At 39.3% G+C, this 23509-nt stretch carries 14 protein-coding genes; 2 read left to right on the plus strand and 12 right to left on the minus strand.

Going from position 1 to position 23509, the window contains the following annotated elements; all coding sequences use genetic code 11:
• Positions 1–8 precede the first annotated feature (8 nt).
• The 3 genes from EI546_RS09675 to EI546_RS09685 are packed head-to-tail and all read right to left on the minus strand — an operon-like array spanning position 9 to position 8802.
• The gene (locus EI546_RS09675) at positions 9–3617 is read right to left on the minus strand and encodes a DUF6443 domain-containing protein (protein WP_128250349.1); all 3609 of its coding nucleotides are present in this window, start codon (positions 3615–3617) and stop codon (positions 9–11) included.
• Between the two features lie 42 nt (positions 3618–3659).
• Positions 3660–7163, minus strand: a complete 3504-nt coding sequence (locus tag EI546_RS09680; protein ID WP_128250350.1) for a hypothetical protein — start codon at positions 7161–7163, stop codon at positions 3660–3662.
• A gap of 40 nt (positions 7164–7203) precedes the next feature.
• Positions 7204–8802 carry a T9SS type A sorting domain-containing protein gene (locus tag EI546_RS09685; protein ID WP_128250351.1) on the minus strand — a complete coding sequence of 533 codons (1599 nt, stop codon included), beginning with the start codon at positions 8800–8802 and terminating at the stop codon, positions 7204–7206.
• Positions 8803–8955: 153 nt separating this feature from the next.
• On the opposite strand from EI546_RS09685, the gene EI546_RS09690 reads away from it, so the two are divergent.
• Positions 8956–9339 (plus strand): helix-turn-helix domain-containing protein, encoded by a 384-nt coding sequence (locus EI546_RS09690; RefSeq protein WP_128250352.1) that lies wholly within the window; start codon positions 8956–8958, stop codon positions 9337–9339.
• Between the two features lie 175 nt (positions 9340–9514).
• On the opposite strand, the gene EI546_RS09695 is transcribed toward EI546_RS09690, so the two are convergent.
• Positions 9515–11794 (minus strand): NADP-dependent malic enzyme, encoded by a 2280-nt coding sequence (locus EI546_RS09695; RefSeq protein ID WP_128250353.1) that lies wholly within the window; start codon positions 11792–11794, stop codon positions 9515–9517.
• Between the two features lie 199 nt (positions 11795–11993).
• Between EI546_RS09695 and EI546_RS09700 the strand changes: the two genes are divergently transcribed.
• Positions 11994–13853 carry a hypothetical protein gene (locus tag EI546_RS09700; protein ID WP_164905211.1) on the plus strand — a complete coding sequence of 620 codons (1860 nt, stop codon included), beginning with the start codon at positions 11994–11996 and terminating at the stop codon, positions 13851–13853.
• A gap of 180 nt (positions 13854–14033) precedes the next feature.
• Here EI546_RS09700 and queG read toward each other — a convergent pair whose 3' ends face one another.
• The 8 genes from queG to nrfD all read right to left on the minus strand — a co-directional run bounded on the left by queG (position 14034) and on the right by nrfD (position 23491).
• The gene (queG, locus tag EI546_RS09705; RefSeq protein WP_128250354.1) at positions 14034–14957 is read right to left on the minus strand and encodes a tRNA epoxyqueuosine(34) reductase QueG; all 924 of its coding nucleotides are present in this window, start codon (positions 14955–14957) and stop codon (positions 14034–14036) included.
• A gap of 56 nt (positions 14958–15013) precedes the next feature.
• A complete protein-coding gene (gene ruvB / locus EI546_RS09710) occupies positions 15014–16036 on the minus strand; it encodes a Holliday junction branch migration DNA helicase RuvB (protein WP_128250355.1) in 1023 nt (340 codons plus the stop codon).
• A 118-nt stretch (positions 16037–16154) separates the two neighbouring features.
• On the minus strand, positions 16155–17984 hold the full coding sequence (locus tag EI546_RS09715) for a cytochrome c oxidase subunit I (protein ID WP_128250356.1): 1830 nt from the start codon (positions 17982–17984) through the stop codon (positions 16155–16157).
• A gap of 27 nt (positions 17985–18011) precedes the next feature.
• The gene (locus EI546_RS09720) at positions 18012–19073 is read right to left on the minus strand and encodes a cytochrome c oxidase subunit II (protein WP_128250357.1); all 1062 of its coding nucleotides are present in this window, start codon (positions 19071–19073) and stop codon (positions 18012–18014) included.
• A 21-nt stretch (positions 19074–19094) separates the two neighbouring features.
• The gene (locus EI546_RS09725; protein WP_128251586.1) at positions 19095–20459 is read right to left on the minus strand and encodes a quinol:cytochrome C oxidoreductase; all 1365 of its coding nucleotides are present in this window, start codon (positions 20457–20459) and stop codon (positions 19095–19097) included.
• 26 nt (positions 20460–20485) lie between these two features.
• Positions 20486–21148 carry a c-type cytochrome gene (locus EI546_RS09730; RefSeq protein WP_164905212.1) on the minus strand — a complete coding sequence of 221 codons (663 nt, stop codon included), beginning with the start codon at positions 21146–21148 and terminating at the stop codon, positions 20486–20488.
• Position 21149: 1 nt separating this feature from the next.
• Positions 21150–21686, minus strand: coding sequence for a DUF3341 domain-containing protein (locus EI546_RS09735; protein ID WP_128250359.1), 537 nt, complete (start codon positions 21684–21686; stop codon positions 21150–21152).
• A 2-nt stretch (positions 21687–21688) separates the two neighbouring features.
• On the minus strand, positions 21689–23491 hold the full coding sequence (nrfD, locus tag EI546_RS09740; protein WP_128250360.1) for an NrfD/PsrC family molybdoenzyme membrane anchor subunit: 1803 nt from the start codon (positions 23489–23491) through the stop codon (positions 21689–21691).
• Positions 23492–23509 lie beyond the last annotated feature (18 nt).

The following is a 23509-nucleotide window of genomic DNA, read 5'->3' on the forward strand; positions in this document are numbered from 1 at the left end:
AAATAAAGTTATTGGCTACCAGCAGGTTTTATAGAGTTGACAGATTTCGCTTTTGGCCTTCTAACAAGGCTATTGAAAATTTCTAAGGTAGATTGCGTTGGATTATACACCTTCCCAAAAGGATTTTTCGTCTTGGATTTTTGTATTAAACGAGACCTGTTGTCAGACGTACCACCTATATAGTGGGTTCTTAATTCTAGTCCTTGTTCGGCACGTAGCATATTCTCATACATTGATGCAAAAACCTCTGAATTTTTTATAGGGTCTTTCAAACCTATGTTAGGATCTGCTGGTATCCAAGTATCACTTAAAGCACCTTTCCTTAATAGATTATTGCCCAATCCGTGAGCTAATTCGTGACCCAAAGTAATATGGAAGTTCTCGCTCAATTTTTCACTACCTCCTGTGGTTCTTATGCTTCCAGATTGGTTGGAAAAGGTATAAATATTTGTGCCATCAGTTACATTTTTACCTTTATGGTCTCCTTGAGATGTGTTTTCAAATAAACTTACATTAACATCATCATTCTCAAATAAACCTAAAAACTGACTGCCAAAAGAATTAGGATCTCCTCCCGTTATTGCCTCCAAAGCACCTGCGATTTGACTAACATAACTACCTTCTTGGGCACTGTGCTTAATCCATTTTCCTTTCTCATTCTGCTTCTGTGTCTCACCATTCTCGTACCTATATTGAGTACCGTTTTCCCATATATAAATATAATCCCCATTTACATCTATAAATTTGACGGGATTGTTAGCTGTATATTGGTATGGATTCAAATCATAATAGGCCTCTGACATCCTATCAACATTAAAATATCTAACAAGCCATTTATCATAATTCCTTGCACCATAGTCAATCCACTCAAGACCGAGCTCGTCCTGCTCTTCTTTTCCGTTATACCCATAGGGGTGGTAAGTACCGTTAATGTTTGAGTTGTACCCTTTATGCTCTCCACCGAAAGGATAGTAGTTTTTCTCGTCGAGGATTTCGGTCGATGGGTCGATGGCCCCGTTCAAAGCAAGGTCCGAGTAGGACAGTCGTATGTTCCCCAAATGGTCCTTGTACTGGAAGACATATTGATAATCATAAGTGTCCCGATCCACGCTTACCTGCACGTAGCCCTCTGGATGGTGGAAGAACTCCAATTTATCATTCTTATAAATAAAACCATCTAAGTATTCCGTTGTACTTGTTTCCCTGCCGTCATTCACTTCCTTTTTGAGCTTGTTCCCGGCGGCGTCGTAAATATATTCAATATTTCCATCGCTTCCAATACGGATTGTGGCGGGTAAGTTCATATGGTTGTAGGTTATTTCCTTTATTTCCTTGTCCCTATCCGCAATTAAGTTGCCGTAGTTGTCGTATTTAAAGTCCGGGTCGCGCACATCAGGGTTTCGGTCGTTGTAGCCATCGGGATGGCGCTCTTGGTCTACCACATTCTGCAACTGGTTGCCCTTGTCGTATGTGTATACCAGATCGTCAATTGCGATTGGAGGATCGGCGGCATCTACCTGGCCGTTGCGGTGTAGGGTGAGCAGGTTGCCGTTGCTGTCGTAACTGTAACTGGTGCTGTAGCTTTCAGCACGGGGAATGGACAAATCTGGGCGCTGGTAAAAAGCGGCAGTAATGCGGTTTAGCCCATCATAACTGTAGCCGTATCGCCGTTTTATATTGTCGTTGGAAGTTCGCCAGGAAGTCTCGGCTATATTGCCGTTGAACAAGGGCTTAACTGCACCGTTGATGTCATCTTCCACACTATCGTAGTTGATCTTAAAGGCAAAGAGGTCTTTGGGTTGCCCTGCTTGGCTCAGATTATCTACATTGTTAATATGGGTGAGCCATCCTCGGATATTGTATTTGTAATCCACCTTTTGCAAGGGCATAGCTCCGGTAAGATCGCTGCCGCCTACTCTTTTTTGGGATAGTTGCCCCAAAACATTATAGCTATTTTTGGAAATTAACTGACTTGGAAAATTATTTATTGTATGAAAATGAGATTCAGGTCTCCATTGGGGATTAAATGTAAACTCCTCCATGATTTTGTGTTCTGGCATCGATAGATCCCGTCGATGTTTTGTAATCGTTTTAACCGTATTTCCCACAAAATCAAATTTAGAATCAACGATGGTGTAACCCTTGTTCGGATAATCTTTTTGGACTCGAACAGGACGTGATTTAAAGGCATATAAAATATGTTCCATTTTTCCCTCTGTAGAATTTCGATCTGTTAAAATTCTATTCCAATTGCCCGTCGGCAGTCCTTTTGGCATTACCTTATTACCATAATCAACCGAACTCTCTCCATTACAAACGGAATATGGAATTGAGCGAGGGCCGTATTCCCAATCATAATCATCATAATAGTTTATCGTTAAAACGTGGTAGCCAGAAATAGGCTTTACTATACTAGTGTAAGAAAATGCCACTCCCCCAACTATTGTGGACGATGTACTCCTACCTTCATATAATTTGGGACCATGTTGATTCATAAGATTCTTGAGTGAAGTTATATTCACCTGCCCAGGCTGCCAAAGTGTATAAACTATCCTCCCAAATGCATCATACTTAGTTCTCAACCAGCCCTCGGCCCCATCTCCAAAAGGTGAGGTGACCGGTCCTGTTGCGATAACTTGGTCCAATTTATCATAGCCTATATATTCTTTTGTCTTGCCCGGTATTTTTTTAACCATTAGTCGGTTGCGTTGGTCGTAAACGTATTGATAACCTAAAACGTCCAAGAGTTCCTGATGGTTTCGGACTAAAGCATTATTTACTACAATCTGTTCCGATAATTTGGGTGGAAGAACAAAACTTAAGTTTCCAAATTGATCATAAACATAATAAGTATCCAACTGTAGATATTCAGGTTTTTGGCGAGGTGCATTTTTTATATAGCTTCGCTTTAAAATAGTTCTACCCTGTTTATCCTTAAATTCAGTTACTTCATTTTCTAAACTTGAACCATCCCAATTTTCATCTTTAATTGAATTTTTATACAGTTGTTGAGCAGGATAATCTCCGTTATATTTTAAAAAAACATTGTCACCAATAATTTTTACACCGAAAAAATGAAGTTCATACTTAGTATTTGTTCCGTAGCTATATTTTATTTCATGGCCAGAATTCATTTTCCAATTCTCCCCGGGAGCTGATTGTTTATTAATTCTATTTAGAGGCGATTTCTCAAATTCCTTTTGACTAAAGGGAACGGATGTAGCAGGTTCATTGGATAAATAAAAGACTTCAGTAAGTGACTGAGCCTCAGATTCAAAATTGAGACTTGCGGCATCCCGCACATAAGGCAGGAATTCTTTTTTTTGTCTTCCTAATGAATCATATTCTATATAGGTAATCAAATCTCCGCTATTTCCGGCTTGCTGGTGAGCCACATTTTGAATAGGCCTCCCGAGGCCATCAAAGTAGGAAATCATAACTTGAGCTCCTTGATTATTAGCTCCAGTATAAGTTGTGGTCTTTATATAATTTTGTGAATCGGTTTGAGCAAAGAGATGTTCATGAAGTGAACCGTTTAGAAATAGAATAATTACTAACCCATATCCTATCCTATCGAAAGGAGATTTTTGTAAAAAGAAGAGTATAAAGTTTTTCATAGGTATCGATTTAGTCAGTTCAAAATCGCTTATTGATATATCCTATGGATTGGATCTATAGTGATAATTGGTTTCACTCAAAATTTGTTCATCAAGATCGCGGGTTTTCTCCAATCTCCCAAAATCGTCATATTTATACCAGATAGTTTCTCCTTTTGGATCTGTAACGCTTTCTATACCTACTAGCGGAAAATAGGTGAAGGTGGTAACCATTGCCTTTGATAAACCATACCTAATTTTTCTCAATTCACCCTGCAGCTGTTCTGTATTGGATGGATTATTTATTTTATTGAAATTAAGACCAAGAGCAGAATTCGTTGCCTCCAAATAGGTTGCGTTTTCAACTTTAGCCACTGGATATTGATTATTATATCCCCATATATAGGCAGTTCGCGGGCCATCTTTTTTAGAAACATCCCTGGGGTTACTGTAATCGTCATAATCATGATACACAATTCGGGTGTCCATCTGGGACGTATTTATGGGAATCGTTCCTCCTTTAAAAGTATGGATATATTTTGGGAGATATTTGTTGGTGCCATTCGGAAATAAATCATATTCTGCCCGCGTAGTATGAAGCAAAATGTCATTTCCATTTTGGTTAAGAGTTTTTCGTACTTCTATTGGTTCTACGATACGATTAGCGGCGATAAGTTCAGCCATAAACGGTTCGGTTGCGAGCATATCATTTGGATATAGAAATTCGGTTATTTCTGTCTCTTCTGGGTTGCTCGTACCTACTTTTTTGGAATGTAGTTGCTTATTACTTTCGTTGTAAGTGAATTCAGTACCGTTAATTATCCTGTAGAAGGAATCAAAATATTCTGTTACAACACTTTTTGTTAGTTTTGTCCAGCCTTTGGCTTCACGCATGGGTAGCATTCTTATGTGTGAAGCGGGAAAACCTTGAGCATCACAATATACCACTCCGACATGATTCTGATCATTATTAACATAGTACAAATAATCATCGAATTTGTACCTATAAGCATAGGGACATTGATGTAGTAAATCCAATGATAGTGAAATACCGGTAATAATTAATTCCTCTTCAGAAAATCCATAGGAATTGTGCGTTTCTTTTATCGTTTTATTTATATTGTTTAAAACACGTTGATTTTTAAGCAACCCTCTCTTATAATCATAGTTATGGGAGGGCAAAAAAGGATAGTCCAACATATACCCATCAAAATGGTCTGGGTCATCACCGGTTTCCGGAAAATCAATGGGGGATAAAAAGGTGGATTCAATTTTGCCATTATTTTCAAAATCGGGCGTAATGGATTTCACCGTTACATTTTTATAACCCACATCCGCTCCATGTGTTTTGACATAAGAAAGATTGTTTAATTTGGTTTTCACATTATATGTAACTGGGGGTTGGTCATGTGAAGTTACAATTCCCAATGTAGTTGTAAAATGGGTTTGTAAGGTTATCCCATAATCAAATAAAGGTTTAGGGTAGGAAAGTGCGCCACTACTCTTTGAATTGTCAGACAGCAGGGAATAATCATAATCTTTTTTGATGGTAGGAACGGTGCCACTCGTATTTTCGTAATACTCAACAGACTTGATACGTATACCCCCTCCGTGTACATATTGCTTTTGAAGAGTGGTGGGTTCTAAAAAGACCACGGTGAAAGGAACCTCAAAAGGGCTGCCCATATATTGGTTCAAGACGTATAAACTATAAGAATAATCTTGGTCGGGGGAAAATGAAAAATTACACCATTCTTCTCCTGAGCAGGGAATAGACATATCTGGTGCAGCTTCGCCAGTAATGTTATTTATGCTTCTTAATTTCAAAAAATTATCTCTTAAGTTCCTAATGTCGATTTCTAAAATAATTCTTTCTGCAATAATGCTGCCTGTTCCTGAATAAAACAACTCTACTCCTTCCTGGTCACCAACACGTAGAACTTTTTCTTCGGCACCCAAATATTGTGTATTCTCGGGATTTTCATGAAAATCGGTCACCGTATCCTTTCCAATAAAGGAGTATGTGGAGGCCTCGAAATTAAATTTTATCTCCCCTCCTGTGGGTAGTTGCATTCTTTCTAAAACCCCAACGGTCGCATAATTTTTTTCTATGACATCAGGAACTGATTGGGGTTCCAATTCAAAATACCCCCATGGATTTTTAATTACTCTCCCACTATATCTTCTATCATTGTAGGTCAATTTATAACTCTGATAGTCCGGATTTTCAAGTCTTCTACCATAATCTCGAACTTCCGTTAAAATCAGTCTCTTTAAATTTCTTCCTGTTCCTATTGAATAAGGGACTGTATGATAATCGTAACGGAAAGTCAGCTTCTTTCGCAGATTTCCTCTCCAGTCTTTTATCACAACACTTTGAAGCTTTTGGGCACCATGATTTGGAGGTAAATTGCTGTCATCTCTCTGAGAATCTGTGGAGAGAATAATTTTAGCTATACCTGATATTTCTATTATTTTTATTTTCTTAGATTTAATCTCAGTTGTGGTAGTACCAATAATCTCCTTAGGCTTCATTCTTTTAATATTTTGAGGAAAATCTTGGTCTCCATAATGGCTTCGGATAAATTCTACAGTAGGCGAGATAAGGGTATTTCTGGTGGCTGAGTTAGAATATGTTGTCTCTAGGTGATCTTTATAAGTGAAAGTGATTATAGGATTCCCGAAAGGATCCTTTACCTTAGTTAAATGAAAGGCAGTGGGATAGGGAAGTACCATGGAAGTAATGGATGAACTGGAACTATTATCAAAATAGGTTAAAAAGGAAGCACTAGAAGTATATTCGCAAAAATCTATTTCGTCAAAAATATAATTAATTCCATTTTCATCTATAATAGTAAATCCCTCTATGCCAAAGGTTTCTGGGTCGTAATCAATATTTATTTTATAATTGGTATTATTATCCAAAGGAACCACATTTAACCTGTTATTCTGTACGTTTTTTCTAATTATAAACCTACCCGAGTGACCCATAAAATTAAATTGGTAGAGGTCGTGCTGGGTATCATATTTACCGTGTTCATAGCCATCCCATTTAAATTCTGCAACTTCGTTGTTAGGATCATATCCCCCATTTATGAGACCCTCGGCTACATAATAATAATTGGAATATTCCGCTAAAATGCCGCCAGGATTGTTATGAAATATTCCCACTTTACCTTTTCCTGCCGTGCTAGCGTACTCAAGATATTCATCGGGCAGACCCCTTACTGTCCTTGATATAACGCCACCGGCCATTAAATTCCATCCCAATCCGGTATAGGGAGCAATTTCATCGGCATTAACGGAAGATGCATGATAACTAAGACCCATATTAAAATTTAACTTGGAATAAAGGGTTTTAGTAGAAAATATGGGAATATCAATTTGAGGCATCCCGGTATATTCATTCACAGGGATTTCTTCAAAGCGCATTAATGAAGCAACCGCAGGTGAAGGGCCTATAATGGTTGGAAGCTCGGAGGTTAAATTCATATTGCCTGTAGCACCTTGAGACAATACTGCGTAACTATATAGAAAGTTCAGAACAAAGAGTACACGTAATATCATAGTATAATTTTTTTGTTAGATACTAATTCAAGGGCTCAAATCAATCTCTTTTCAAAATCTTTACTGACTCCGTAGCCACATTGGTAGTTATGGTAACAATATAAACTCCTACAGAGAGACCCTGAAGGTCAATTGGGACCGTGCGATTTTTTATGGTAAAAAATTGAATGAGTTTTCCTGAAATATCATAGACTCGGGCATCACCACTATCGAAATCATGGTTTACTATAACATTTGTAAAGGTGGTAGTGGGATTTGGGAAAGCTTCCAGCCCTTCAAATCGCTCTCTCTCCTTCATTTTATCCTCATCTTTTAACTTTACAACCCAAAAATCCTTTTTCCCTTTACCAGTATTTTTATCGCGTGAAGCCTCTCCACCGGAAGTTCCTGCCAGAAGGTATCCGCCATCCCGGGTTTCAAAAAGTTTGCGAAGATTGTCCTCACCCGTGCTTCCCACCGTCTGTTTCCATTTTTCCTCACCTGTAATAGTAATTTTGAGAGCGATGTAATCGTTGATTCCTTTTTTATCAGATCGGGATAATCCAATATTTTCAGTCTTAGCATGACCTCCTATTAAATAATCTCTCTCTTCATTTTGGGTTATGGAAGTAAGCACATCTGTCTCCCCAAAATCATAGGTATTCTGCCATTCAATCTCACCTGTCTCAGTTAGTTTAATTATCCAAAAATCCGTTCCTTTTCCATTGGATTTTGCTTTGCTTCCAGAAGTATTGGACCTGGAATTGCCACCTGCCAAATAACCGCCCTCCTTACATTCCAATAAAACGGATAGATGATCATCGCTCTCCCCGCCTAAGGTTCTCTGCCACTCCATCTCTCCATATTTGTTGAGTTTGATAATCCAATAATCTCCTTCGCCAAAACTTTCCTCATTTTTGTTGCCAGAAATAGGAGAATTGCTCCAACCTCCCACAATAAAACCCTCATCCTTTGTGGGCAAAATACTCTCTAATTGGTCCATAAGTTTACCACCAGAGGTTCTTTGCCACTCTATTACTCCATTAGGATCTAACTTCACAATCCAATAGTCCAAACTACCGAAATGGGGGGATGTTTTGTTTCCCGAGACTCCACTTTCCGAGGATCCGCCAACAATGTAACCACCATCTTTTGTTTGATGAATTTCTTTTACAATATCTCTACCAGAACCCCCAATAGTCACCTGCCATTCTTCATCTCCCTTTGCATTTAGCTTGATAATCCAATAGTCCTCATTACCAAAACAATCTTCTATTTTATCTCCTCCCTTCAGAGAATTCGAAGAACCCGCAAGAATAAAACCCCCATCTCTTGTATTTGTAATACTACTAAGGAAATCGGCGCCCATTCCTCCAAAGCTCTTTTGCCAGTCCAAATCTCCGCGCTCGTCCATCTTCCAAATCCAATAATCAAGATTATTTATATTTTCCTGTTCCTTATTTCCTGTTTTACCTGAAAGCGAACTTCCTGCAAGGATAAAACCATAATCTGCCGTGGGCTGCGCATCCATCAAATATTCTGAATGCAAACCTCCATAAGACTTTTCCCATTGTATTTCTTGCGCCTTAGAATGTGAGTTGCACAAAAAAAGAATAGGGATAAGGTATAAACCAACCTGGGTATAGGGATAATTATTCATATCCTGATTATTTAGATGACGATTGAAATGAATGAGCTTGTTTTATTGCTAATTTTATACTAATTTAACACTTCATCCAAGGTAAGGACTTTAGTAGAAACTCCCCAACACTTTTAGATTATAATTTATAACCTATAGTTATATTTTAAAAATATGTTTAGGGTAGCTCACAAAATAAAGACGTATAGGGAAATGCGTAATTATTCTCAGGAATATTTGGCGAGTATGATAGGTATATCCCAACCAGCCTATGCTAAAATTGAACAGGGAAAAACGAAGATTACCCTGGAAAGACTGAAGCAGATTTCAGAAATTCTAATGGTGGAACACTTGCATCTCCTTGATGAAGTAAAGGTGGCTATTCAAACCATCCAAATAAATAATACAAGCCCGTCAGATTTTGTTGAGGTGCTACATCCCGATTTAAAAATTGTTTATGAAAAACTGGTTATGACATTAGAAAATGAAAACAGAAGATTGATTGAGGAGAATGAAAGATTAAAAATACTTTTGGAACAAAAAAGCGGTAGATATTAATTTATAATATTACTTCTTGCATAGGATTATCAGCGGCGTGGAAATTTGTATTGGTCTTAATATACCTGAAGCAAGTATGATTTAAAATAAAGTAATTAAAATATACTTCTATACCAATTTCCCACTGTAGATAAAATTAATTTAAAATCAAAATAACAAAAAACATCTTTAACTATTATACCACCCCTATCTCCTTCCGCTGCGCATCCACTACCGTAACAGCGGTCATATTCACCATTTCATCCACGCTGGCACCCATTTGAACAATGTGGACAGGTTTTCGCATTCCCAACATTATGGGACCGATGGATTCCACGTTGTTTATTTCCTTTAACAACTTGTAATTGCTGTTGGCTGATTCCAGATTCGGAAATATCAAAGCATTGACTTTTTTCCCTGCGAGTTTGCAAAAAGGGAATTTTTTCTGGAGCAACTCCGGGTTTAAAGCGAAATCGGCTTGCAATTCGCCATCGATTATCATATCGGGATTGCTTTTATGAAGCAACTCTACTGCTTCCCTTACTTTTGTTGCTTTCGGATCTTTGGACGAACCGAAATTGGCGTACGAAATCATGGCAATGACGGGCTCCAGCCCGAACATTTTCATGGTATAATTGGTCATCTGGGCAATTTTTGCAAGTTCCTTTGCTGTTGGATCAATGTTAATGGCGGTATCTGAAAAGAATAAAGGTCCACGTTTGGTCAACATCAAATTTGTCGTCGCTGCCTTGGTAACCCCTTCAAATCGGCCTATGGTCTCAAAAACCGGTTTTACCACCAACGGATAGGAACGGGAATAGCCTGAAATCATCCCATCCACATCGCCTTCGTGCAGCATCATTCCCGCATAATAATTCCGTTCCATCATTAATTTCTGGGCATCGTAAAGAGTCACACCGGTGCGCTGTCTCTTTCTCCAGAATTTTTCGGCATATAAGTTCACCTTATCACTTCCCCGTGCATCTTTAGGATCGATTATTTCCAGATCAGCATCAAACTCCAATTGTTTCATAAAGTCGGCTATAACATCTCTTTTTCCGAGTAAAACTGGAATTGCAATCCCTTCTTCATATACAATCTGGGCAGCCTTGAGCACATCCAAATGGTCTGCTTCCGCAAAAACAATGCGTTTGGGATCCATTTTTGCACGGTTGAGAAGGAGTCGGATAATTTTGTTGTCACTTCCCATTCTGGCATAAAGGTCATCCTGGTAGTTTTCCCAATTGGTGATACCTTTAGTTGCCACTCCACTTTCCATCGCCGCCTTTGCTACTGCGGGAGGAACGGCAGCAATTAACCGTGGGTCGAAGGGCTTTGGAATAATATATTCGCGGCCAAATGTAAGTTTCGTTTCTCCATAAGCAATATTAACCTGTTCCGGAACGGGTTCTTTAGCGAGATTGGCTAATGCTTTTACGGCAGCCATTTTCATAGCTTCGTTGATTTTGGTAGCGCGAACGTCCAAGGCGCCTCGAAAGATATAGGGGAAGCCAAGAACATTATTTACTTGGTTGGGATGGTCGGTGCGACCCGTAGCCATTATAATATCCTTTCTGGTTTTCATTGCCAGGTTATAATCAATCTCAGGATCTGGATTGGCCAAAGCAAAAACAATGGGATTCACAGCCATCGTTTTGAGCATTTTGGCCGAAAGGATGTCTTTAACGGAAAGCCCAATAAAAACATCCGCATCCTTTATTGCTTCTTCAAGCGTATCTATTTTTCTAGAGGAAGCGAATTCGGCTTTTTCTTCGGAAAGATTTTCCCTATCTCTTCTTATAACCCCTTTACTATCAAGCATCACAATGTTTTCAGACTGAGCACCGAATGCTTTGTAAAGTCGGGTACAGGAAACCGCCGCCGCACCAGCACCACTGATAACGATAGAGACCTCTTCTATCTTTTTTTCAGCAAGTTCCAATGAATTAAGTAAAGCAGCAGCAGAAATAATTGCCGTTCCGTGCTGGTCGTCGTGCATAACCGGAATATCCAATTCCGCTTTCAATCTTCTTTCTATCTCAAAAGCTTCGGGAGCCTTAATATCCTCGAGATTGATTCCACCGAAAGTGGGCGCGATATTCTTTACTGTGTTTACAAAATCGTCAATATTATCCGCTTTCAATTCGATATCAAATACATCGATATCAGCGAAAATCTTAAAAAGCAAAGCCTTACCTTCCATTACCGGCTTTGAAGCTTCTGGACCAATGTTTCCAAGGCCCAAAACTGCCGTTCCATCTGAAATCACCGCAACAAGATTTCCTTTGTTGGTATATTTATAAACTTTGCTAATATCTTTTTCTATCTCTAAACAAGGATCCGCGACTCCTGGAGAATAGGCTAGACCAAGATCGCGTTGGGTAGCGTATTTTTTTGTGGGAACCACTTGGATTTTTCCAGGGCGTGGTTTGGCGTGGTATAAGAGGGCTTCATGACGTTTGTTTTGCTTGCTCATATTTCTATTGCTTTTTCGGAAAAAAATACCGAGATTTATTTGAATCCTTTTAAGAAAATCAAAGGTACGGGTTTTGAAGAATGGAAAAGTATAGATTTCTGGTTTTAGCATAACCGATGTTTCCCAATATTTTTAAAAAATAGATAAGAATTCAAATTTTTTGAGATTACTTGCACTCTTATTAGAATTATAACTCTCCTTGAAAAAACTTTTAATTTTAATTCTGTTTTTAAGTCTTGGCTCCCAACTTTTTGCCCAGGACAATAAAACCGTAAAGGATAGTACCGATATTTATAAAAAGATAGAGACCTATTCCAAAAAAAGCAAATTCACAAAACTGTTTCACAAATGGATTTTTAGACCGACAAAACGGGAGCATAAAAATGTGAAAAGAGTCAAACCTGATTATAAGCGGTATACAGGGAAAATCGTTCGGAATATTATAATAAATTCTAAAGATCCGTTTGGATATTCCATAACAGACACTACTGCAACTCCGCATAGTTGGCTTGAAAAAGCTGGAAATACCGTCCATATTAAATCTAAGGAAATGGCGATACGGAATTTCTTATTATTAAAAGAAAACAAACCGTTGGATACTTTTCTGATTGCGGAATCTGCCCGACTTCTGCGAAAACAAAACTTTATACGCGAGGTAAAAATCACTCCCAAATCTATTCCCAACTCAAAAGACTCTGTTGATGTAATAATAACTACGCTCGATTCCTGGAGTCTCGTTCCCAAGGGATCTTATTCCAAGTCAGAAATAAGTGTGGGAGCTCGAGAACGGAATATAATGGGTACCGGCCATGAATTGAATGTAAGATATTCAAACCGGCGCGACGATGGAGATAATGCCTTTGACGTCAGTTATACTGTACCAAACTTTAAGAATACTTTTATTGCCAGCACAGTTCAATATAAAACAGAATACGATAACTACTTTGATAAGAATATTTCCATTGATAGGCCATTCTATTCTCCACTGACTCGCTGGGCAGGGGGGATTTTGCTGAGAGAACGCTATTTGGGCCTTGAATTTCCCGATGATTCATTAATTAAGGTTCGAGAAAATATTCGGTTTTTAGCTCAGGATTACTGGGGAGGTCATGCTTTTAAATTGCTTAAAGGAGATTCTGAAACCGAAAGAAGTACTAACCTAATTGTAAGTGCCCGAGCCCTTATTGTAAATTACAGAGAAAAACCTCCCGTTGAATACGACAGTATAAATTTCTTTTCCGGAGAAAGATTTTATCTCTTTAGTACTGGTATTACTTCCCGGCGTTTCGTGGAAGACAGTTATATTTTTAAGGACGGGATAATCGAGGACGTGCCGGTAGGACTTGTTTATTCGATTACAGGCGGGGTTCAAAACAAAAACCATATTAATAGGATGTATTTGGGAGGACAGATATTTTATGGAAACTATTTTCAATGGGGATTTTTAAGTACCAATTTTGAATTGGGAACATTTTTCAATAAGTCAATAACTGAACAAACAGCCTATAGTTTTAATGTCAGCTATTTCTCAAACCTATTAAATCTTGGTGGAGAATGGAAAATGCGTCAATTTGTAAAACCCCAAATAATTATTGGAATTAACCGGCTTAACTCTTATGGCGATAGAATTTCGCTTAATGACGATGTTAAGTTTAGCGCTATTTATGACATTTCTAATCTGCAGGAAAATGGGAGCATTGAAGGATTTGACGGAATAGCACTCGGCACCAAAAAATATGTCCTTGCATTACAAACTCAGTTTTATTCACCTTGGGAATTATGGGGATTTCGCCTAAACCCCTTTGTCAATATTACAGGTGGAATGCTCACTGGCGGAGAGAATAGTTTTGGGACCAATAAAATATATTCATCAGTAAGTATAGGTGCCATAATACGAAATGACTATTTGGTGTTCGATTCCTTTCAATTCTCACTTACTTATTATCCAGAAATTCCCGGGCAAGGGGATAATATATTTAAAACAAACTCCTATACCAGCGAAGACTTCGGCTTTGAAGATTTCGAGATTGGAAAACCACATACTGTAATATATAAGTAAAATCGGTAGATTATCTTTAAAAAGAAACAAGATCGCTACGGTTTCCAAACCCAAGAGCCAATCCCGAGCTTTCGGGAAGGCCTATATTTGTAATATTCTACCTATTTAAGGTCTTCTAATGTAAGCCAAGAAAACACTCAAATAAAATTTGATTCCACTCCTCTCCCAACATTGCTGGTCTCAATCCTTTAAGAATTGAATATTGCGCTGAAGTCCTGAAAATTTGGTCCGTTTTACTGCGCTTTTTTTAAATACGCTTTTAAAAACCTCTTCTGTAATTTCTTCCCAATCGCTCCTGTCCATATTGAGCAAATCAGGATGGGGATTGAACAATGGTTCGTTATGGGTTTGACTAAATCGGTTCCAGGGGCAAACATCCTGGCAAATGTCACACCCGAACATCCAATTTTCAAATTTTCCCTTTTCCGATTCGGGAATTTGGTTTTTCAATTCAATGGTGAAATACGAAATGCATTTACTTCCATCAACTACGCGCTCCGCAACAATGGCCCCTGTGGGACAAGCATCGATACAGGCAGTGCAACTACCGCAATGATCGGTAACGGGACTGTCATATTCGAGTTCCAAATCCAAGATCAGTTCAGAAACGAAATAAAATGAACCTCTTTGTTTAGTTAGTAGAAGACTGTGTTTTCCAATCCAACCTAAACCACTTTTGGATGCCCAAGCTTTATCCAAAACAGGCGCAGAATCCACAAAGGCACGACCACCCACATCTCCAATTTCTTCGGAAATAAAATCCATCAGCAGTTTAAGTTTATCCTTGATTACAAAGTGATAATCTGTGCCGTAAGCATATTTCGAAATTTTATAGGTATCCTCCCTTTGGGTCTCGGCAGGAAAGTAATTGTAAAGAAGAGAAATCACACTTTTCGAGTCTGGAACTAAAATTGTGGGATCTAAACGTTTGTCGAAATGGTTCTCCAGATAAGCCATTTCCCCATTCATATTCGCCTTTAAATAGGATTCCAATCTAGGAGCTTCTTCTTCAAGAAATCCTGCCTTACTGATACCGCAAGACAAGAATCCGAGACGTTTGGCCTCAGCTTTAATAAGGTCTGTGTATTTGGATTTATTGCTCAAAGGATTTTTATACAAATTGGTAAACTAGGGGAATGTGGTCCACGTTAATCTACCTATTAGAATAGGCCACCCTGTATTGGACCCTTTACTTTTCCTAGATGTCTATAAGCTGCCTCGGTTACCTCCCGACCGCGGGGAGTGCGCATTATAAACCCTTCCTGGATTAAAAAAGGCTCATAGACTTCCTCTATAGTTTCAGGACTTTCAGATACTGCGGTGGCAATAGTGGTAATGCCTACTGGACCACCCTTAAATTTTTCGATAATAGTAGAAAGGATTTTGTTATCCATTTCGTCTAAACCGTGAGCATCTACATTCAGCGCTTCCAACCCAAATTTGGCTATTTCAATATCGATTTTTCCATTCCCTTTTATTTGGGCGAAATCCCGAATACGTCTGAGCAAAGCATTGGCAATCCGCGGCGTACCACGACTACGACCCGCAATCTCAATTGCCGATTCCATGCTAATAGGAACATTTAAAATCCCAGCGCTGCGTTGAACAATAGTGGTAAGAAGATCGGTGGTGTAATATTGTAACCTTGATGATATTCCAAAACGCGCTCGCATTGGGGCGGTTAATAACCCAGAACGTGTTGTTGCTCCAATTAAAGTAAATGGATTCAAGTTAATTTGAACTGATCGGGCATTGGGGCCGGACTCAATCATTATATCGATTTTGTAATCCTCCATTGCAGAATACAAATATTCTTCCACAACTGGGCTCAATCGGTGGATTTCGTCAATAAAAAGCACATCCCGTTCTTCCAGGTTGGTCAACAATCCCGCAAGATCGCCAGGCTTGTCCAAAACGGGCCCGGAAGTGACCCGGATATTCACGTTCAACTCATTGGCAAGGATATAGGCCAAGGTAGTCTTACCCAAACCTGGAGGTCCGTGAAACAAGGTATGATCTAATGCCTCTCCTCGTAAATTAGCGGCCTGAACAAATATTCGAAGATTTTCCAATGCTTGATCCTGCCCAGTAAAATCCTCAAAACTGAGGGGGCGGAGTTTTTTCTCGATATCGAGGTCCTGAGGTGAAAAATTTTCTCCCGTGGGATCAAGGTGTTCATTCATATCACAAAGATAGCAATCCTCTTGGACTCCTATAAAAAAGAGAGCCGTACTTTTAGGTACAGCTCTCTTGTAATTTAGTTCAATTAAATAAAATTGAAATTTGGTTCTTATGAAACGGTTAATGGTTTAACTCATCCTCATTTTCCATAAGTGGGAGGTCCTGCGGAATAAAATCCTGTCCCGGAATAACATAATCCGTTTCATCCTTATTGAGTTTACTGTAGTCATATGCCCAACGATATACGTGTGGAATAGGACCATCCCAATTTCCGTGAACGTGCTTAATATCTGTAGTCCACTCCAAAGTTGTAGCATTCCACGGATTTTTAGGTCCAATCTTTCCATAAAAAATGGAATGTATGAAGTTATACAAGAATACAACTTGAACTGATATTGTCATTATAGCAAAGATTGTCATTACTATATTGATATCGTGAAGATCATCAAAGTATGGGAAATTGGTATTTGTATAATATCTTCTTGGAAGTCCCGCTAGACCAACAAAGTGCATTGGGAAGAATATTCCGTATGCTCCAATTGCGGTAACCCAGAAATGGACATATCCAAGTTTCTTGTTCATTAATCTACCTTGGAACATTTTCGGGAACCAATGGTAAATCCCTGCCAGGAATCCATAAGCTGCCGAGATACCCATAACCAAGTGGAAGTGAGCAACTACGAAATAAGTATCGTGAACGTTAATATCCAACGCGCTGTCTCCTACAATAAGTCCTGTTAAGCCTCCGGTGATGAAGGTAGAAACAAAACCAATAGACCATAAGGTCGCCACGTTCATTTGAATATTTCCGCGCCACATCGTCGTAATCCAGTTAAAGGATTTAACTGCTGAAGGGATTGCGATCAACAAGGTTGTAAAAGTAAATACTGACCCTAAGAAGGGGTTCATTCCGGATACGAACATATGGTGTCCCCAAACCAAGGTTGAAAGGAAACCAATGGCCAATAGCGAAGCAACCATCGCGCGATATCCAAAGATTGGCTTACGGGAGTTTGTTGCAAGTATTTCTGATACTATACCCATTGCCGGTAAGATTACAATATAAACTTCCGGGTGCCCCAGAAACCAAAATAAGTGTTCGAACAATACCGGTGAACCACCTTGATGGTGAAGTACTTCACCCGCAATATAAATGTCTGACAGAAAGAATGACGTTCCGAAACTTCTATCCATAATCAACATAAGAGCGGCCGAGAACAATACGGGGAAAGACACCAATCCAACCAGGGCTGTAACCAAAAATGACCATACAGTCAATGGAAGACGGGTCATTGACATACCTTTGGTACGCAGGTTCAAAATAGTAACGATAAAGTTAAGGGAACCCAATAGGGACGATGCAATAAAGATTGCTATAGAAATTAACCATAAAGTCATCCCTGCTCCTGAACCGGGAATGGCCTGGGGAAGCGCACTTAGTGGAGGATAAATTGTCCATCCCGCCGATGCAGGTCCCGCCTCTACAAAAAGAGAACAAAGCATTATAACACTAGAGATAAAGAACAACCAATAGGAAACCATGTTCAGGAAGCCCGAGGCCATATCTCTTGCACCAATCTGTAAGGGAATCAGTAGATTACTAAAGGTACCACTAAGCCCTGCTGTTAAAACGAAGAATACCATTATGGTACCGTGGATGGTAACCAATGCGAGGTAAACACTAGGATCCATAACGCCATCGGCACCCCATTTCCCTAAAAGAATCTCATAAATAGTGAAATGGTGGTCAGGCCAAGCCAATTGTAATCTAAATAACAAAGACATCAAAATACCGATAACACCCATAAAAATACCGGTAATCATATATTGCCTAGAAATCATTTTATGATCTTGGCTGAAGACATATTTTGTTATAAACGTCTCTTTATGATGATGTCCAAAATCATCGTGGTGATGATCTAATGCGTTAACCTGTGCGTGTGCTGACATATCTTTATAAACTAATTATATTTAATATTATTTGTTAAGCTGCTCTGCTAAGGTAGGCTGTTCAGCTAACCAAGATTTATAATCATCTTCAGATTCAACTATAATCTTCATCTGCATATTATAATGGCTCACTCCACAAATCTTATTACAGAGAAGTAAATAGTCAAACTCATAGGGCTCCAAAGGCTCATCACCAATAGCTACAAGTTCCTTGCTCCTTTTTTCTCTAATTTCGTTGATATTCTTTACCTTATTAATAATATGATCGGTTTGTCTCATCTCTTCCGTAGTAACTGTAGGAGTCAAGGCAAATTGTGTAATCATACCTGGAACACAGTTCATTTGTGCTCTAAAGTGTGGCATATATGCGGAATGCAATACATCTTGTGAACGAATTTTAAACAATACCTTTCTGCCAACAGGCAAATGGATTTCTGAAGTCACTTTATCATCCTGACCGTTTGGATCTGCAGGATCCACACCGAGTTGGTTTATTCCTTCAATTAATCGAACGTTGGCATCCCCGAGTGTATTATCATTACCGCCATAGCGCGCATGCCATGAGAACTGTTTGGCATAAAGCTCTACGATTAAGGGATCATCATCTCTGTCCACATTCATAATATCCGTCCAAGTAAACAGACCGTAAATAATAAGACCCGCTAGGGTTACCACCGGTATAATGGTCCAAATAAACTCAAGTTTATCATTATCGGCATAAAATGTAGCGCGCTTCATTTTAGAGCCTCGGTAGATAAAAGCGAAGTAATGCAAAAGAGCTTGTGTAATTATTCCCACGACAAAAATAAGGATCATGGTTACAAGCATCAGATTGTCAATTTGTGATCCATGTTCCGATCCGGATTCAGGCAAAAGAGTGCCGCCCCAGAACCAAAAGGATAAAATTGTCAAAATGTAAATGAATGCCAGAAATCCTAACATCAGATAACCCTGACTGTTATTGTCTTTATCTGAAGCAATATCGGCGTGGCCAATTGGTCTTATTTGCGCCAATTGGAATATCCTGTTCATTTGCCAAACAGCAACTCCGAATAATAAGATTACGAGAATAATTAAAAATACGGTCATCTTTTAAATCTTCGTTTAAAATTAAAAATGGTAGTTTTCACTCTCCCTAATGAATGGATCATTTTCAGGTTTCAAGGAAGTTTTGCCTAAACTTGCTCCCACAACCAAAATAAACAAGCCTAAAAAGAAAAATACGGCTCCAATTTCAGGGATTCCAAAATGATAGTGATGTCCCACAGTGGATGGCATAACCAATAGATATACATCTATATAATGTCCTATCAATACAATTATACCTGTAATTACTACGAGCCAAGGGATTCTTTTGAAATCGCTGTTCATAAGCATCAAGATAGGAAAAACGAAATTAAGAACCAACATTCCGAAAAACAAAAGTCTATATTCCTGAATGCGAATAACAAAATAAGTCACCTCCTCTGGAATGTTCGCGTACCAGATCAACATAAATTGGCTGAACCACAAATACGTCCAAAAAATACTGAAAGCGAAAATATATTTAGCTAAATCGTGTAGGTGCTTATCACTGACGAATGGAATGAATCCACAAGCTTTAAGGTGAATAGTCACCAGAGCTATTGCCGTAATTCCCGATACAAATAAGCTGGCGAAAACATACCAAGGGAACATAGTACTGTACCAGTGGGGAGTCATGGACATAAACCAATCCATTGCCATTGTAGCTTCGGTCAATATAAAGAAAATCAAGAAAAACACAGATATCTTGAAGTTCTTACGGTAAGGGGTATAATCTGTTGCTACTGCCTGCTCCAACGAGTATTTTCTAGAGAAATGACGGTAGAGGTTCCAACCCAATAGATAGATTACCGCTCTGATTACAAAGAAGGGAAAATTGAGATATCCCGCTTTGCCCTGCAAAATCTTATCGCCTGCAACCAACTCATCATTTTGCCAGGGAAAGAAATGTGTTCCAGCGAAAACTAGAATAAGGACCACAATAATAGACCCAGGCAGGAGATATGCCGTAATGCCCTCCATAACCCTATACAAAACGGGTGACCATCCAGATTGGGATGCAAATTGGATAGCGTAGAAAACCAAAGCTCCAAGAGCAATCATCATAAAGAAGAATGCAGCTACTAGAGTGGCGGACCATGGTCGGGTTTGCATTTGATGCAGGACGTGTTCTTCATGGCTACTTACCCCATGGCCTTCTGGTCTCAAATCGGTTGCATGCTCCATGGCTGCTTCCGAATAACCTTTTTCTCCTCTGGCTCGATCCACAAAATTCGCGGTATCATCGGCATTATGCGATGCCACCCCGTGATGCGCTTCTTGTTCGGATAGAATTTGCCTTACTTCATCCGTGTTTTTTGGAACTGTTAAAAACCCATAGACAATTCCAATGAGTCCGAGGACCACCAGAATGATGGAAAACAGTCTCAATTTACTAGGCAGCGTATATATATCTTTAGCCATTCTCTTTTATTTCTTTATTTATTTTGAATTTCGCCTGCTGTATTTGCTCCAGTGGTTTCAGGGATTTTATCGGCATCTTCTTCTGCTGATGCCTTACCAGCGGTTTCTAAAACTCCTGGCTCGCCCAACAAACTAGCTTTTAAGTCCATTACGTGCATTGCAATTTGCCAACGCTCTTTCTCACTGGTTTGTGAAGCGTAAGAACCCATTGCATTTAAACCGTAAGTGGATACGTGGTATATTCCACCCGGATTAATTGTTCTTCCTGGATCGGCATAGCTAGGAATACCTAAAAACTTCTCCCTTTGTACTAAGATTCCCTTTCCATCGCCCTTATCACCGTGACAGACTGCGCAATAGATGGTGTATAATTGATTTCCTACCGCAAGATTCTTCTCGTTAACCTCATACGGACTTTTAAGGTCCGCCTTAGCTTTTAGCAACCCATCAGGCGTGTCATCATAAGTATAAGGAACGAAACCTCTAGGGACACTATTTTCTGCCGGCATCATTGCAGACTGCTCACCAGGAAAAATAGGGTAAGCACCATAGGTTTCATAACTTGGAGACACATACATATTTGGGAAATACTGGTAGTTCGGGCTCTTCTTGTTAAAACAAGAAGTCAAACTAACGGATACCGCAATAAGCAATGCTATATTCAATAAAGTTTTCATACTAGTGATTTTGTTCAGTTTGGATTAAACTAATCTCCGATGCGCCTGTGTCATACAAAAATTTTGTAAGCATTTCAATATCGTGATTTTCTACGTCAACTTCCATTAGAAACCGATCGTCGGTAGTTCGCAAATCAGGATTTTCCGCCTTTTTAAATGGCCATAATCTACTTCGCATATAGAAAGTAATTACCATTAAGTGACCAGCAAAAAACACGGTCATCTCAAACATGATCGGAATAAAGGTTGGCATGTTCTGTGAAAATGTAAAACTAGGCTTACCTCCAATATTTTGGGGCCAGTCCATAATCATCATATAATTCATCATCCATATAGCTACAGCCAATCCGACTAAACCATATAAAAATGAAGTGATGGCCATACGTGTAGGCGCAAGTCCCACAGCAGCATCCAAGCCGTGCACCGGAAACGGGGTATAAACCTCCGATATATGGTAATTTTCAGCACGGGTTTGCTTTACAGCGTGCAACAGCAAATCGTCGTCAGTATAAATTGCGTGTATTTTATTTGTTGCCATAATTATTTTTCGTTTTTAAACATTAAGGCTTGTCCTGCCCAGTCATCTCGTCTAGCTTTCCCTGGGAACTCACTGATAATTTCATCAAGAAGAGCATATTCTTCTTCTCCCATTCTACTTATCTGATCGAAGGTGAAGATTCCCATCTGGTGGAGTTTTTGCTCCATTAGGGGTCCAATACCTTTAATCTTTTGTAAATCATCTTGAGCTTGAACTGCTGGATCAAAAGTTCCAACCAAAGCCAGTAAACGATTTATGTTGTGCCTATGTTTCTCAACATCCAATGGCAATACTTCAGCATCGTCATTCTCATCTGGATCAAATGAATTCACAAAATGTTTTCCTTGAACATTGGCCGAGGGTCCAAAAGCAGCAGGATATTCCTCAACTTCCTGAACATGACTAACGTTATCACCGTGTTCCGCACGAAGTCTCTTAAAGCCAGCGCCAGATGTTTTCAAAATAGTTTTCACTTCAGCCTGCGCAATAACCGGGAATGTACGGGCATACAATAAGAAAAGTACGAAGAAAAATCCTATAGTTCCCATAAAAGTTCCTATGTCCACAAAAGTAGGTTGGAACATTGCCCAAGAAGATGTAAGACGGTCCTTACTCAAATCCACCACAATAATATCAAACCGTTCGAACCACATACCGATGTTGATAATAAGTGCAACAAAGAATGTCCAACGAATATTTCTTCTTAGACTTTTCACCCAAAGTGAAAGTGGCACGACCATGTTACAGATTATCAATGCCCAGAAGGCCCACCAATAAGGTCCGGTAGCAGCTCCGAAAGATAGATATGTATAATTTTCATAAGGTACTCCGGAATACCATCCGATGAAATACTCAATAAGATAAGCTACTGCAACAATACCACCCGTTAGGATAATTACCTTGTTCATATACTCAATATGAAGTACGGTAATATAGTCTTCTAAGTGTGAAACTTTTCTCATTATAATAAGAAGCGTCTGCACCATTGCAAATCCAGAGAAAATCGCCCCCGCAACAAAATAAGGAGGATAGATTGTACTGTGCCATCCAGGAACTACAGAGGTAGCAAAGTCAAAGGATACAATAGTATGCACAGAAAGCACCAGCGGAGTTGCCAAACCGGCCAAAACCAAGGAAACCTCTTCAAAACGTTGCCAATCCTTTACACGTCCACTCCAACCAAAACTAAGGATGCCATATATCTTTTTTTGAAATGGACTCTTGGTTCTATCTCGAATCATTGCAAAGTCAGGTAAAAGACCTGTCCACCAGAAAACAAGTGATATTGATAGATAGGTAGAGATCGCGAACACGTCCCAAAGTAGTGGTGAGTTAAAGTTAACCCACAGCGACCCAAATTGGTTGGGAAGCGGCAATACCCAATAAGCTAACCAAGGACGCCCCATGTGAATAATCGGGAACAAACCTGCCTGAACTACGGCAAAAATTGTCATTGCTTCCGCAGATCGGTTTACGGCCATTCTCCATTTCTGGCGGAAAAGTAAAAGTACCGCAGAAATCAGCGTTCCGGCGTGCCCAATACCTACCCACCAAACAAAGTTGGTAATATCCCAAGCCCATCCAATGGTCTTATTCAATCCCCATACTCCAATTCCAGTAGAAACCGTATAGATTATACATCCCAACCCCCATAAAAATGCAATAAGGGCAATGGTAAAAACTATCCACCAAGATTTATTAGCCTTTCCGAGTACGGGTGCCGCAATATCAACACTGATGTCATGATAGGACTTCTCTCCCAGAACCAAAGGCTCTCTAATAGGTGCTTCGTAGTGTGACGACATATTTATTTCTTAATATTT

The sequence above is a fragment of the Aequorivita sp. H23M31 genome (assembly GCF_004022485.1).
Lineage (GTDB): Bacteria > Bacteroidota > Bacteroidia > Flavobacteriales > Flavobacteriaceae > Aequorivita > Aequorivita ciconiae.